Origin of the sequence: Microvirga sp. (assembly GCF_014699075.1) — a bacterium.
Lineage (GTDB): Bacteria > Pseudomonadota > Alphaproteobacteria > Rhizobiales > Beijerinckiaceae > Microvirga.
This window is the reverse complement of the sequence record NZ_JACXAB010000003.1, coordinates 358,953-371,686: the sequence shown is the minus strand read 5'-3', so window position 1 is coordinate 371,686 and position 12,734 is coordinate 358,953. Positions and strand designations below refer to the sequence as shown.

The 12,734-nt window shown below is 63.1% G+C and carries 13 protein-coding genes; 9 read left to right on the top strand and 4 right to left on the bottom strand.

The genetic code is table 11. The annotated features are described in order from the left end of the window. Positions 1–118 precede the first annotated feature (118 nt). Positions 119–868: an extensin family protein gene (locus IC232_RS07240; protein ID WP_210335248.1), complete on the top strand. Its 750-nt coding sequence runs from the start codon at positions 119–121 to the stop codon at positions 866–868. Positions 869–887: 19 nt separating this feature from the next. Here the strand turns inward: IC232_RS07240 and IC232_RS07235 are convergent, their stop codons facing one another. Then, on the bottom strand, positions 888–1,127 hold the full coding sequence (locus IC232_RS07235) for a hypothetical protein (protein ID WP_190844251.1): 240 nt from the start codon (positions 1,125–1,127) through the stop codon (positions 888–890). A gap of 292 nt (positions 1,128–1,419) precedes the next feature. Here IC232_RS07235 and IC232_RS07230 point away from each other — a divergent pair, with 292 nt between their 5' ends. Further along, positions 1,420–2,244: a DUF1194 domain-containing protein gene (locus tag IC232_RS07230; protein WP_190844250.1), complete on the top strand. Its 825-nt coding sequence runs from the start codon at positions 1,420–1,422 to the stop codon at positions 2,242–2,244. A 55-nt stretch (positions 2,245–2,299) separates the two neighbouring features. Here the strand turns inward: IC232_RS07230 and IC232_RS07225 are convergent, their stop codons facing one another. The 3 genes from IC232_RS07225 to IC232_RS07215 all read right to left on the bottom strand — a co-directional run bounded on the left by IC232_RS07225 (position 2,300) and on the right by IC232_RS07215 (position 5,967). After that, on the bottom strand, positions 2,300–3,508 hold the full coding sequence (locus tag IC232_RS07225; RefSeq protein WP_190844249.1) for an alpha/beta hydrolase family esterase: 1,209 nt from the start codon (positions 3,506–3,508) through the stop codon (positions 2,300–2,302). A gap of 185 nt (positions 3,509–3,693) precedes the next feature. Then, positions 3,694–5,595, bottom strand: a complete 1,902-nt coding sequence (locus IC232_RS07220) for a DEAD/DEAH box helicase (RefSeq protein ID WP_190844348.1) — start codon at positions 5,593–5,595, stop codon at positions 3,694–3,696. Positions 5,596–5,649: 54 nt separating this feature from the next. Next, positions 5,650–5,967 carry a hypothetical protein gene (locus IC232_RS07215; RefSeq protein ID WP_190844248.1) on the bottom strand — a complete coding sequence of 106 codons (318 nt, stop codon included), beginning with the start codon at positions 5,965–5,967 and terminating at the stop codon, positions 5,650–5,652. 163 nt (positions 5,968–6,130) lie between these two features. On the opposite strand from IC232_RS07215, the gene IC232_RS07210 reads away from it, so the two are divergent. From IC232_RS07210 to msrQ, 7 genes are all read left to right on the top strand, one after another. Next, on the top strand, positions 6,131–7,006 hold the full coding sequence (locus tag IC232_RS07210) for a protein phosphatase 2C domain-containing protein (RefSeq protein ID WP_190844247.1): 876 nt from the start codon (positions 6,131–6,133) through the stop codon (positions 7,004–7,006). Between the two features lie 77 nt (positions 7,007–7,083). Then, on the top strand, positions 7,084–8,334 hold the full coding sequence (locus IC232_RS07205) for an extracellular solute-binding protein (protein WP_190844246.1): 1,251 nt from the start codon (positions 7,084–7,086) through the stop codon (positions 8,332–8,334). A 237-nt stretch (positions 8,335–8,571) separates the two neighbouring features. Next, positions 8,572–9,504, top strand: coding sequence for a carbohydrate ABC transporter permease (locus tag IC232_RS07200; protein ID WP_190844245.1), 933 nt, complete (start codon positions 8,572–8,574; stop codon positions 9,502–9,504). Then, the gene (locus tag IC232_RS07195; RefSeq protein ID WP_190844244.1) at positions 9,501–10,355 is read left to right on the top strand and encodes a carbohydrate ABC transporter permease; all 855 of its coding nucleotides are present in this window, start codon (positions 9,501–9,503) and stop codon (positions 10,353–10,355) included. The genes IC232_RS07200 and IC232_RS07195 overlap by 4 nt, the downstream gene beginning before the upstream one ends. A 1-nt stretch (position 10,356) precedes the next feature. Then, the gene (locus IC232_RS07190; protein WP_190844243.1) at positions 10,357–11,025 is read left to right on the top strand and encodes an N-acetylmannosamine-6-phosphate 2-epimerase; all 669 of its coding nucleotides are present in this window, start codon (positions 10,357–10,359) and stop codon (positions 11,023–11,025) included. Between the two features lie 94 nt (positions 11,026–11,119). Further along, positions 11,120–12,064, top strand: coding sequence for a protein-methionine-sulfoxide reductase catalytic subunit MsrP (msrP, locus tag IC232_RS07185; RefSeq protein WP_190844242.1), 945 nt, complete (start codon positions 11,120–11,122; stop codon positions 12,062–12,064). Further along, positions 12,064–12,705: a protein-methionine-sulfoxide reductase heme-binding subunit MsrQ gene (gene msrQ, locus IC232_RS07180; protein ID WP_190844241.1), complete on the top strand. Its 642-nt coding sequence runs from the start codon at positions 12,064–12,066 to the stop codon at positions 12,703–12,705. The genes msrP and msrQ overlap by 1 nt, the downstream gene beginning before the upstream one ends. Positions 12,706–12,734 lie beyond the last annotated feature (29 nt).

The window sequence follows — 12,734 nt, the reverse complement described above, 5'->3', positions numbered from 1 at the left end:
TGCTTTTTTATTGCCTTGCGCCTGCAGCGCATGACCATCATCCCTCAAAGTATCTCTCACGGATGCTGCACACTGGCGTTCAGGTGGATCCTGTATAGGGCAGCCCTAGAACAGAAGGGTGCATAACGATCAGCCTCAACAGCTCCGCCGCTCCAGCATCATGCAGGTCATCCTTATCCGACTGGCCCTTGCCCTCGCGCTCGGGCTTGCTGTTGTGTCAGCATTGATCTGGGCCGGCTTTCTCGACATCCCGAACAGGCTCAATCCCTTTACGCCGTTGAGGGTTGCGGATGAGGTCAATGGGCTGACGCGATGGAAGCTCTCCCGCCTGGAGCGTGATCGTGGCCAGTGTCTGACTGTCCTGGACGGGTCACGGATTTCACACAGAGCCGTGCCGGATCGTGTCTCAGAGGACGGCTGCGGGCTGTCGAATGCCGTCGAGGTGTCCCGATCCGCGGTCAGTTTGAGCGGGAGCTTCACGGCCACTTGCTCGCTGACGGTCGCCTGGGCCTTGTTCGAACACCACATCCTGCTCCCGGCCGCGCGGGACCATCTCGGACAGGCGATTGTGAGGGTCGCGCATTTCGGCACTTACGCGTGCCGGAACATCAATCACCGGGCCGGTGGACGGCGCAGCGAGCATGCCACCGCCAACGCCATCGACATTGCAGGCTTCGTCCTTGCCGACGGGCAGCAGATTACGGTGAAGGATGACTGGGCTGGAGGCGATGAACGCCAGAGGGCATTCTTGCGCGCCTTGAGAGATGGAGCCTGTCGCTTTTTCGATGTGGTGCTCAGCCCCGAATACAACGAGGCTCACCACGATCATTTCCACTTCGACATGGGATCCTACCGAACGTGCCGGTAGAAAGTCCCGCGTAAACGGATCAGTTCATCGTGTAGCTGGGGGCCTCGCCCATCTGAGCCGCCTTGGCCGCCAGAAGGAGGGCTTCGCCGAGTTCGCGGGCATGCTCAGGGGTCATGGCCACCGGCATCTGACGCCGGATGCCCTGCTCGTATTCCTCAGGCGTGGTGGCCAATTCAATCACCATCATCGCGTCCCGGCCCTCGAGCGTGCCGACGGAGAAGCTGGTGAGAGCGCCGATCAGGTCCATATCCGGTTTCATTTTTTAGCCCCCTTGCGTAACGTCATTGAACTTTACTGAAATGCCCGATCCTTGTCTGCTCTGCGTATAGAGAGTGGATTTTGTTACGTTGGATTTTTGTGGGCTATGTCATTGAAAAATCTATTCTTTTGCTAGGATAAAAGCATCAGAAACATCTCAAGATTGGCTTTTGTCCAATCCGGCGGTCACAAGATTTGTGATTATCCCCGCGTATCAAATGCTCGATCAGCGCGTTGACCAAGCGCAGCCTTGGCCACGGTCGATGAGCCCGGAGCCGGGAGCGGAGGTGGTCATGGCGAACAGGCTCCTGAGTACTCTCGCGTTTTGTCTCCTGGCCGGTAAAGTTCTCGCAGCTGGGCCTATCGCTCCCGAAGCGGAACTCGATGTGGCGCTCGTCATCGCCGTTGATGTCTCCTCGTCCATGGAGGGTGAAGAGCAGGGTCTGCAGCGCGAGGGCTTTGTGGAGGCGTTCCGATCGTCTCTCGTGCATGAAGCCATCGCAAATGGCCTGAATGGCCGCATCGCCGTCACTTATGTGGAATGGTCGGGCGTGAAGGATCAGCGCGTTCTCGTGCCGTGGACCATCATCGACAGCCCTGAAAAGGCGACTTCATTCGCCAATCATCTCTCCTACCAGCCCATTCGCCAAGCTGGGATGACATCGATCTCCGGCATCATCGATCATACCCGCAAGCTGTTCGAGCAATTGGGCGGGGCTCCGATCCGCCGTGTCGTGGACGTATCCGGGGACGGTCCCAACAACGATGGCCGCCACGTTACCTACGCGCGCGATGAGGCTGTTGCGGATGGCATCGTCATCAACGGACTGCCGATCATGTTCAAGCGAGCCTCAGGCAGCACGGAGCTGCACGATCTCGACCTCTACTTCAAGGAATGCGTGATCGGCGGCGTGGGCTCATTCGTGCTGCCCCTGCACGATCCCGAGCAGTTCGCCATGGTGATCCGCACGAAGATCATGCGTGAGATCGCAGGGATCGATGCTGCCCCTCGCATCGTCCCGGCGCAGGCCAGCATGCCGAGCATGAATTGCGTGACAGGCGAGAAGCGCAAGCCTGAAGATCTGCTGAGTCAGGAGAGAAAACGATCGAACAAGTGAAAAGGGCCAGGCACCCGCAGATGCCCGGCCCCCGCTTGTTCGCCTTCGAACAGGCCTACTTCATGAGGCCTGCCGCCCGGAGAGCCTTCGTAATCACCGAACCCACATCCATGTGCGGCGCCCTTGAATGTCGGGGATCCTGTTGCGGCTTGCGTGTGGCGTCCTGTGCCGTCCACTCATCTGCGGCAGGCTGGTCAATGACCAATGGAGACGGGTTGCGTCGAGCAGGCTCCGATGGGGCGCTGACGCGCGAGATGTCGGCATTCTGCTCGGTCAGACCCCAGAACTGCGCAATGCGGTAGCTTGATGAGATGCCCACATCGAGAAGGAAGGGGCCAGCCGCACCATAGCTGTTCTCATCGTCGCCAACGGCCAGCGGCGTGCCATGGGCCATGCCGGTGATGACATATTCCTCGACCACGTCATCGCCGGACGCATTGGTCCAGACACGGCGTGGGTAGCCGTCGACGGTTTCGCTGAGGCTGGGACTGGATTTGAGGCCATGGACATCCGTCCATTGCTTGATGATCTCGCCTGCGTTCATCGGCTTCACGGTGGCATCAGCGCTGCCGTGCCAGACGGAGACCTTGGGCCACGGTCCCTGATGGGATGAGGCGTTGCGCACAAGACCACCCCATTCCTGCGCCGATCGGGTCTGGCCTTGGAACATGCATTCGAACGCCTCGGGGACGCTGGTGGCGCAGCGATAGGGAAGGCCTGCGATGATGGCGCCGGCAGCGAACACCTCCGGGTAGGTGGCGAGCATGGTGGCCGTCATCGCTCCGCCGGCTGAAAGTCCGGTGACGAAGACGCGGCCGCGATCCACGTTGTGCTGCTTGATCGTGTGTTCCACCATTTGCCGGATCGAGTGGGCTTCGCCCTTGTCGCGCTCGATATCTCCGGCCTGGAACCAGTTGAAGCAGCGCTTCGGGTTATTCGCCTCCTGCTGCTCGGCGTAAAGAACGATGAATCCGTAGCGATCCGCCAGGGCGGACCATCCGGAACCATGATCATATCCCCCTGCCGTTTGCGTGCAGCCATGCAGAACGACCACGAGAGCCGGAGAGGAGGAGACGGATTCCGGCACATGGGTCAGCATGCGCAGGTTGCCCGGATTGGACCCGAAGCCGACAGTCTCTGTCAGACGGCTCGGCACGGTTGCGTTTTCGAAGAAAGCCGCCGCTGCGGTGGAGGCTTTCATGTTGGTTTCCCACTGACGCCGATGACGCGCCAGCTGCTGAAGCATTTGACCTAAGCGTTGCATTATCGTTTGGCCCTTCCGGGTAAGATAAGATCTGAAGCTAACGCTGATATGGTGTGTATGTTGCAATGCACAATAGATATGGTGCAACGCGATAAATCCCGTTGGGCTGGACCCCTGTAGAACTCTCTCGTGCGTGTGAAACAATTCAGGCCGGGACATGTTCATGTCCCGGCCTGTTGCTCTGATCAGGGGCGCTTGTCGGTCGAGCGCTTCTTGTCCTTCGACTTCTTGAAATCTTTTGGACCTTTGAAGTCCTTCGGACCTTTATCGGCTGGTGGTCCCTTGCGGGCAGGATGAGCGTCTCGCTCCCTGGGACCATGGCTCTTGGGTCCATTGCCCTTCGGACCGCTCCAGGGCTTGGCATCGCGCGGCGGCTTGGCATCGCGCGGCTTGCCGGGTCCTGCCTTGCCGTATCCCGGCTTGCCGGGCCCTGCATCGGCAGGCTCGATGCTGATGTCCTCGTCGTTGGTCTTGCGCACGGCAGAGGCGAATTTCGAGGCCTGGGACTTCACGATCTCGAACTTCGTTTCCCGGTCGAAGATCTTGATCGAGCCGATCTCCTTCTTCGTCACGTGGCCGAGGCGGCAGATGATCGGCAGGAGCCAGCGGGGATCCGCATTGTTGCGGCGCCCGACGCTCATGCGGAACCACACCATGTCCTCGGACGAGCGCTCGAAACCGCCCTCCGACGAGCCACGATCCCGTTCCTTGAAGCCGCGGGTGCGCTCCTCGCCCCGCTCGCGCTTGTCCTTGCGCTGGCGCGGCTCGCGGTCGGTTCCCGCATCGACGATCTCTTCCGGGGCCGGAAGGCGGGCACGATGGAATTTCACCAGGGCATTGGCGATCTCCTCGGCCGAGCGCTCGGCGAGAAGCGCGCGCGCCATGCTCATGTCTTCGTCCGTCGCTTCTTCCGCGAAGATCGGGTCCTGCATCAGGCGCTCGCGGTCCTTCAGGCGGATCTCGTCGGCCGAGGGAGCGCCGGCCCAGGTGACATCGACGCGAGCCATGTCGATCAACCGCTCGGCCTTGCGGCGGCGGGTATAGGGCACGAGCATCACACAGGTACCCTTGCGGCCCGCACGGCCCGTGCGGCCGCTGCGGTGCAGGAGCGTCTCGTGATCGTTCGGCAGGTCGAAATGGATCACGAGGCCGAGATCCGGCAGGTCGATGCCGCGGGCCGCCACGTCGGTGGCGACGCAGACGCGGGCGCGCCCGTCCCGCAGGGACTGCAGAGCGTTGCTGCGCTCGTTCTGCGTCAGCTCGCCGGAGATCGCCACGGCCGAGAAGCCGCGCTCGATCAGGCTTGCATGGAGGTGCCGCACGGCCTCGCGGGTATGGCAGAACACCATGGCGCCGCGGCTCTCGTAGAAGCGCAGCACGTTGACCACCGCATGCTCGACCTCGTTGGGCGCGATCCTGAGGGCGCGATACTCGATGTCGCCGTGGGGCTCGTTCTCGACCAGGGTGTCGATGCGGTGGGCGTCGTGCTGGTAGCGCCGCGCCAGGGCGACGATGTTCTTCGGCAGGGTGGCGGAGAACAGGAGGGTGCGGCGCTCCTCCGGCGTGGCGTCGAGGATGAACTCCAGATCCTCGCGGAAGCCGAGATCGAGCATCTCGTCGGCCTCGTCGAGCACCACGACTCGCATCTTCGAGGTGTCGAGGCGCCCGCGCTCCAGGTGGTCCCGCAGGCGGCCCGGGGTGCCGACCACGATATGGCAGCCATCGGCGAGCGCCCGCTGCTCTCGGCGCACATCCATGCCGCCGACGCAGGAGGCGACGCGGGCTCCGGCCGGGCCATAGAGCCAGATCAGCTCCCGGTTGACCTGGAGGGCGAGCTCACGGGTGGGGGCGATGATCAGGGCAAGCGGTTCGCGGGGCGCCTCGAAGCGCTCGGCGTCGCCCAGCAGGGTCGACGCCATGGCGAGGCCGTAGGCAACCGTCTTGCCGGAGCCCGTCTGGGCGGACACGAGGAGATCCCGATCGACAGCCTCCGGCTGCAGCACGGCGGCCTGGACGGGGGTCGGGTCGTTGTAGCCTTTGTCGGCCAGGGCGCGGTCGAGGCTGGGATTGGACTTGGGGAAAGGCATGAGAATGGGCTGGACCGTTTCAAGAGGAGCCCTCAAGGGCTCCGGTAAGGATGATCAGCCGGAGGCAGCGGCGTCGTCAATTTCGTCGATGGACACCAGGAACACGACATCGATATCGAGGCCGTCATCATCGTCTTCGCCGTCTTCGTCGACCTCGTCCTCTTCGTCCAGGGCCTCATAGAAGGCATCGATTTCGTCTTCCGATGCGGGCCGTGTCGTCAAGGCAGCTGAGCCGTCCCAGAGGGAGCGGCCCTCGCTCTTAAACGACTTTAGGTCATCTTTAAAGCTCTCGCTGAGAAAGAGTTCGCGAGCCTGCTCCTCGTCGGCATTCGTCACGGCAACCGCCTTGCCGGCTATCTCCAGGGTGACCATGGCTCATCCTTTGCCGCTGCAATGGGATCCAAGTGACTAACGCTCAAGCCCGGAATTCGATCAAACCGACCCTGGGTAAGCCTTTCCGGCCCTTCAGGAAGGGTGTGAACGGCCTTTGAGACCAGTATGGACATGAGGCAACCAATATGAGACCAGTTAAGCTGTGAACGCGACTGGCTCCACTGTCTGCTTCCGGTCACTCGACCGGCTTTCCCTGACTGGCTCCCGCTTTAACGAGGACGGGGCCGGTCTGCGCGGCCGTTTCGCTTGGATCATCGATGGAGCCACTGGTCTCTCCGAAGAGCAGCTGACCTCCGGGGGCAGCGACGCCGCCTGGCTCGCCGACTTCATGGACGAGCGACTGGCAGCCCTGTCCGAAGCGGAAGCCGCCGATGGACTGCTTCAGCGGCTGGAGGCCGATGTTCGATCGGCCTTCGGGCAAGAGACCGCGCATGTGCCGGATGTCAGCGACCATCATACGCCCTCTGCGTGTCTCGGCCTGATCGAAGTCATCCCGGGAGAGGGCGGGCTCCTCGCGCTCCAGGGACGCTTCCTCGGCGATGTGATAGCCCTCGTTCCGTCGGAGCATGGCATCGTCCGCTGGAGCGACGAGCGGGCAAAGCCTTTCGAGCGCAAGACGATGGCGGCTCTCGGCGCCAGGGAACACGAGCCGGGGAAGATCCCCGAAGCCGTCAGGCGCCAGATCCGCGAGAACCGCACCCGGCTCAACCAACCGGACGGCTATTGGGTGGTGAGCCCGCGTCGGCCCTGGGCCGGCGAGGAGCTGCGGTTCGAGGCGCAGGTGCAGCCGGGCGCACCCATCGTGCTCGCCACCGATGGTTTCATGCGGCTCGTGGATGTGTTCGGGGCCTATTCAGACGGCGAACTCTACCACCGGCTTGCCCAGGCAAAAGGACCGGACCTGATGCAGGAATTGCGGGACAGGGAGCGGGGCGACCTCATGGCAGGCGCCTATCCTCGTGTTAAAACCCACGACGACGCGACCTTTCTCGTCATTGCAGCCGAGCGATCGCGCTGAACGCGTTCCGCAGGGCTTGCTCAAAGGACAGGCCCTGCGGTGGGAGGACAAGGACTTCAACAGTGAGGGAAACGACAATGAAACTGACCCGACGCATTCTGATGGGCGCTGCCGCCGGCAGCCTCCTGCTCTCTGGCACTGCCGCCATGGCGCAGCAGACCGAACTGACCTTCTGGAGCTGGCGCCAAGAGGATAAGGCTTTCTACCAGGACACGATCAAGAAGTTTCAGGAGAAGAACCCCGGCATCACGGTCAAGTTCGAGACCTATGCGCCTGAAAACTACCAGACGATCCTCTCCACGGCGCTCGCCGCCGGCCGCGGCCCGGATGTGATCCAGGTGCGCGCCTACGGCAATCTGGAGACGATTGCGACCCCGGGCTACCTGCTCGCCCTCGACCAGCAGAACGTGCCGGAGCTGGCAAACTTCCCTGAGGCATCGCTCGCCGCCGAGACCCTGCGCGCCGACGGCAAGGTCTATGCCGTTCCCTTCGCCATGCAGGCGCAGCTCGTGGTCTACAACAAGAAGATCTTCAAGGATAACGGCGTGAACCCGCCGAAGACCTGGGACGAGCTGATGACGCTCGCCCAGGCCCTGAAGGCCAAGAACATCACGCCGTTCGCCAACGGCACGGCCACCGCCTGGCAGAACGAGACCATCGTCGGCGGTCTGCTGTCGTCCATGCTCGGCAAGCAGTTCGAGGCCGACATCGTCGCCGGCAAGGCGAACTTCACCGATCCGCGCTTCGTGGGCGCGCTCACCAAGCTGAAGGATGTCAGCCAGTACTTCTCGCCGAACTTCACCGGTGTCGACTATCCGTCCTCGCAGCAGCTCTTCGTTGCCGGCCGCGCGGCCATGTTCGCGGGCGGCTCCTACGAGGTGGCAAACTTCAAGAACCAGAACCCGACCCTCGACCTCGGCGTGTTCCCGGCTCCCGTCATGAAGTCGGGCGATCAGCACCTGATCGCCACATACTACGACGGTGGCTATGCGGTGAACGCCAAGACCGAGAAGAAGGACGCGGCGCTCAAGTTCGTGCGCTACCTCGCCACGCCGGAATACGGCACGGCCTTCACCAATACGCTCAAGAACCTGTCGCCGATCAAGGGCATCAAGATCGAGGATGCGATCACCCAGGAGGTGGCGAAGCTCGCGGAGAACTCCATGTCCTACCTGATGCTCGTGCGCTTCCGCTATCAGGAGCCGAGCGGCTCGGTGCTGCTGCAGTCGAACGTGCAGAAGATGCTCGCCGGCCAGCAGACTCCGGAGCAGGCCGCGGCCGAGATCAACAAGGGCATCGCGACCTACTACAAGCCGTTCCAGAAGTAAGCTTGTGACACAGGGGCGGCGGGCTATCGGGCTCGCCGCCTCTTGAGTTCTGACAAACGTGCCCAAAAGCCCTCATCCTGAGGAGGACCGTCAGGTCCGTCTCGAAGTCCCGGACTATGTCCGGGCACGAGGGCGTCTCCAGTGCTCGCTGGAGGCTCCTTCGAGACGCAGCCTGAAGGCTGCTCCTGAGGATGAGGGTGGTGTTTGTTGGAACGTTGAACTTAAGGTTTTGAGTGAATGCTCGTCTCGCGCAAACAGGCCCCGTCGCTGAAGCGGCAATTATGGGTGGCGTTTCTCGTCGTCCCGCCCATCGTGTTCATGTCGCTCTTCGTGGTCTATCCCATCCTGTCGGCCTTCGCCTATGCCTTCTACGACTGGCAGGGGCTGGCGCGCGGCGAGTTCGTGGGCCTGAAGAACTTCAAGGAAGTGCTGTTCGGCGCCACCATGGCGCCCGTGGTGTGGAACGCCTTCCTGCACAACGTCTATGCGCTCGTCGCGCTGATGATCATACAGAACGGCGGCGGGTTCCTCCTCGCCTGGCTGCTCTACAAGGAGCCCTTCGGCTTCCGCTTCCACCGGATCGCGGTGTTCGTCCCGGTGGTGCTGTCGACCATCATCGTGGGCTTCCTCTGGAAGCTGTTCCTCAACCCGAATTTCGGCATCATCAATCAGGCGCTTTATTCGCTCGGTCTCGATTCTTTAGCCAAGCCGTGGCTCGGCGATTCCTCGACGGCGCTCGGCGCGCTCATCCTGGCCAATGCCTGGCACTTCGTGGGCTTCCCGACGCTGGTCTATCTCGCCGGGATGCAGCGCATCCCGCCCGAGATCATCGAGGCGGCGCGGCTCGACGGCACCAGCGAGTGGCAGCTGTTGAAGAACATCGTGTGGCCCCTGGTGGCGCCGAGCACCACCATCCTGTTCACGCTGCTCTTCATCGGCGCGTTCAACTGGTTCGAAATTCCCTATGTCATGGTGGGCCTCGACGGCTCGCCCTTCGGCACCACGGACGTGCTGGGTCTCGTGTTCTACCGCACGGCCTTCGGCAACCAGAGCGCCAGCATCCAGAACTTCGGCATGGGCTCCGCGCTCGCCACGCTCCTGTTCCTCTTCATCGTCGTCTTCGCGTCCATGCTGACCCTGTGGCTGCGCCGTCGGGAGATCCAGTTTTGACCGCCCTCACATCTCAGGCGCCCGCCTCGCGCCAGCCGATCTCCTTCGCGCTGCTGGCGCAGGTCATCCTGATCGCCAATTCCTTCATCATGCTCTATCCGGTCGTGGTGATGGTGCTCTCCGCCTTCAAGACCACGGGCGAGATCTTCGAGCATCCCTTCGCGCTGCCCGACTTCACGCAGGTCGGAAACTTCGCCAAGGTGCTCGGCGAAACCGCGATGCCGACCTATTTCATGAATTCGATCCTGGTGACGGGCACCTCGGTTCTCCTCATCCTCGTGCTCGGCACCATGGCGGGCTATGCGGTGGCGCGCTATGAGTCGCGCACCAACACCTTCATCCTGCTGTTCTTCCTGGCAGGCCTCATGCTGCCTCTGAAGCTCGCGGTCATCCCGCTCTTCATCCTGCTGCGGGATCTCGGCCTCCTCGACAGCCGCTGGAGCCTCATCGTCACCTACACGGCCATCGGGCTGCCGTCTGCCGTCTTCATCATGGCGGGCTTCCTGCGCACGCTGCCGTCTGAGTTGGAGGATGCGGCCCGCATCGACGGCGCCTCCGAGCCGCGCATCATGTGGTCGGTGATGCTGCCGCTGGCGCGTCCGCCCATGGCCATTGCGGCGATCCAGAACGCGGTGCCGATCTGGAACGACTTCTTCTTCCCGCTCGTCTTCATTCAGACCGATGCGCGCAAGACCCTGCCGCAGGGGCTCACCACCTTCATGGGCGAATACACCACCGATTGGGGCATGCTGTTCGCCGGCCTCACCATCGCGGCCGCCCCCATCACGCTCCTCTACATCGCCCTCTCGCGCCAGTTTATTCAGGGCATGACCGCCGGCGCGGTGAAGTAGCATGCTCATCCCGAAAGGCGCGCTCGTCGTCTCCTGCCAGGCCCGCGCCGACAACCCGCTCCATGGCTCAGTCCACATGGCCGCCATGGCGCAGGCGGCGGAGCAGGGCGGCGCCAGGGGCATCCGCGCCAACGGGGCAGAGGACATTGCGGCGATCCGCGCCGTGACTGCGCTCCCGATCATCGGCATCGCGAAGGTCTGGGACGAGCGCTTGCCGGTCTACATCACGCCCGGCTTCGCTCAGGCTGCAGAAATCGCCAGGGCAGGAGCCGACATCATCGGCCTCGATGCCACCCCGCGCCCGCGCGATGGAGAGCCGGTGGAGCGGCTGATCCGGCGTATTCGCGCCGAACTCGGCCGCGAGATCTTTGCCGATATCGCCACGCTGGAGGAGGGCCGGGCCGCCCACGCGGCCGGTGCCACTTACATCGCCACAACACTCTCCGGCTACACGGAAGAGACGGCTTCGACCAGAACCGAGGGGCCCGACCTCGACCTCCTGTCGATGCTCGTCGCCGAGATCCCGGCTCCGATTGTGGCGGAGGGGCGCTTCGACACGCCGGACCTCGTCGCGGAGGCTTTCAAGCGCGGAGCCCATGCGGTGGTGGTGGGCACGGCGATCACCAATCCGCGCGAGATCACGAGAAAGTTTGTTCGGGCAGCATCCTGAGGACCCATCAGGCAAGTTTGTAACGGAAACGTGAGAGCACCTCTGGCGTTCTCGGGTGTACCCATCCACAATGGGTTTGAACCGAGGTAATGCCGTGCTGATCCGCCGCCCGTCCGATATTCTGCCCTCCGAGATCACCCCCCGGGAGGTCTACCTCAATCGCCGCCAATGGATGACCGGCGCCGCCGGCCTTGCTTTTGCGGCGTCCCTGCCGGGAGGACTCGCTGCTGCGCCACTGTCAGCGGCCAAGAGCCCCTTCTCGACGGACGAGAAGCTGACGAGCCGCGAGGACGTGACGAGCTACAACAATTTCTACGAATTCGGCACCGGCAAGGACGATCCCGCCGCCAAGGCCAAGTCGCTCAAGACGTCGCCCTGGACGGTCAAGGTCGACGGCATGGTGGGCAAGCCTGCCGAGTTCGCCATTGAGGACCTGATCAAGGCCTCGGCGCTCGAGGAGCGCATCTACCGCATGCGCTGCGTCGAGGGCTGGTCCATGGTCATCCCCTGGGTCGGCTTCCCGCTGGCGGATCTCATCAAGCGCGTGGAGCCTCTCGGCAGCGCGAAATACGTGGCCTTCGAGACGGCCTATCGGCCCGAAGAGATGCCGGGAATGGACTCCGTCTTTCCGGTGCTCGAATGGCCCTATGTGGAGGGCCTGCGCCTGGACGAGGCCATGAACCCGCTCACTATCATGGCGGTCGGACTCTACGGCGAGACCCTGCCGAACCAGAACGGAGCGCCCATCCGCCTCGTGGTGCCGTGGAAATACGGCTTCAAGGGCATCAAGTCGATCACCCGCATCAGCTTCGTCGAGAAGCAGCCGGCAACCTCCTGGAACAAGCAGGCACCGAGCGAATACGGCTTCTACGCCAACGTGAACCCGGGCGTGGACCATCCGCGCTGGAGCCAGGCCACCGAGCGGCGCATCGGCGAGGGCGGTCTGTTCGTGAAGCGCCGCCCGACCCTGATGTTCAACGGCTATGCCGAGCAGGTGGCGAGCCTCTACACCGGCATGGACCTGCGGAAGCTCTACTGATGGCCGGAAGAGCCTCCGCGCCAGCGGCCAAGGGCTTCACCCTGCCTCAGGTGCCGAAGATCCTCGTCTACATCGTCGGCTTCATCCCGGCCGTGTGGCTGTTCTATGCCGGGGTCATGGATCAACTCGGCGCCGATCCCATGCGCTATCTTGAGCAGGCGCTCGGCCTCTGGGCCTTGCGCTTCCTCATCGCAACGTTGGCGATCACGCCGCTGCGGCAACTCTTCAGCATCAACCTGCTGCGCTACCGCCGCGCCATCGGGCTGCTGGCGTTCTATTATGCCGCCTTGCATCTCATCACTTACTTGGTGCTCGACCAGGGACTCGACATAGCGGCCATCGTGGCCGACATCGTCAAGCGGCCCTACATCACCATCGGCATGGCGACGTTCGTCATCCTCGTGCCCCTGGCCGTCACCTCCAACAATGCCGCAATCCGGCGCATGGGCGGGCAGGCCTGGGCCAAGCTGCATAAGCTCGTCTACGTGGCGGCCGTCGGCGCGGTGCTGCACTACATCCTCGTGGTGAAGTCGTGGCCGACCGAGCCCCTAGTCTATGCGGCCATCGTCGCCATGCTGCTCGGCTACCGGCTGGTCCGATCCCTGGTGAAGAAGCCGTCTCCCCGGCGTCGCCCGGCTTGAAGACCAAGCCCACTTGGCTAGGATGGCTC

What these genes read in the sequence shown, in the direction of transcription:
- IC232_RS07190 (WP_190844243.1), top strand. Translation starts at nt 10,357, where the DNA reads ATGCTCATCCCGAAAGGCGCGCTCGTCGTCTCCTGCCAGGCCCGCGCC.
- IC232_RS07230 (WP_190844250.1), top strand. Translation starts at nt 1,420, where the DNA reads ATGGCGAACAGGCTCCTGAGTACTCTCGCGTTTTGTCTCCTGGCCGGT.
- IC232_RS07225 (WP_190844249.1), bottom strand. Translation starts at nt 3,508, where the DNA reads ATGCAACGCTTAGGTCAAATGCTTCAGCAGCTGGCGCGTCATCGGCGT.
- IC232_RS07200 (WP_190844245.1), top strand. Translation starts at nt 8,572, where the DNA reads ATGCTCGTCTCGCGCAAACAGGCCCCGTCGCTGAAGCGGCAATTATGG.
- msrQ (WP_190844241.1), top strand. Translation starts at nt 12,064, where the DNA reads ATGGCCGGAAGAGCCTCCGCGCCAGCGGCCAAGGGCTTCACCCTGCCT.
- IC232_RS07205 (WP_190844246.1), top strand. Translation starts at nt 7,084, where the DNA reads ATGAAACTGACCCGACGCATTCTGATGGGCGCTGCCGCCGGCAGCCTC.
- IC232_RS07220 (WP_190844348.1), bottom strand. Translation starts at nt 5,595, where the DNA reads ATGCCTTTCCCCAAGTCCAATCCCAGCCTCGACCGCGCCCTGGCCGAC.
- IC232_RS07235 (WP_190844251.1), bottom strand. Translation starts at nt 1,127, where the DNA reads ATGAAACCGGATATGGACCTGATCGGCGCTCTCACCAGCTTCTCCGTC.
- IC232_RS07215 (WP_190844248.1), bottom strand. Translation starts at nt 5,967, where the DNA reads ATGGTCACCCTGGAGATAGCCGGCAAGGCGGTTGCCGTGACGAATGCC.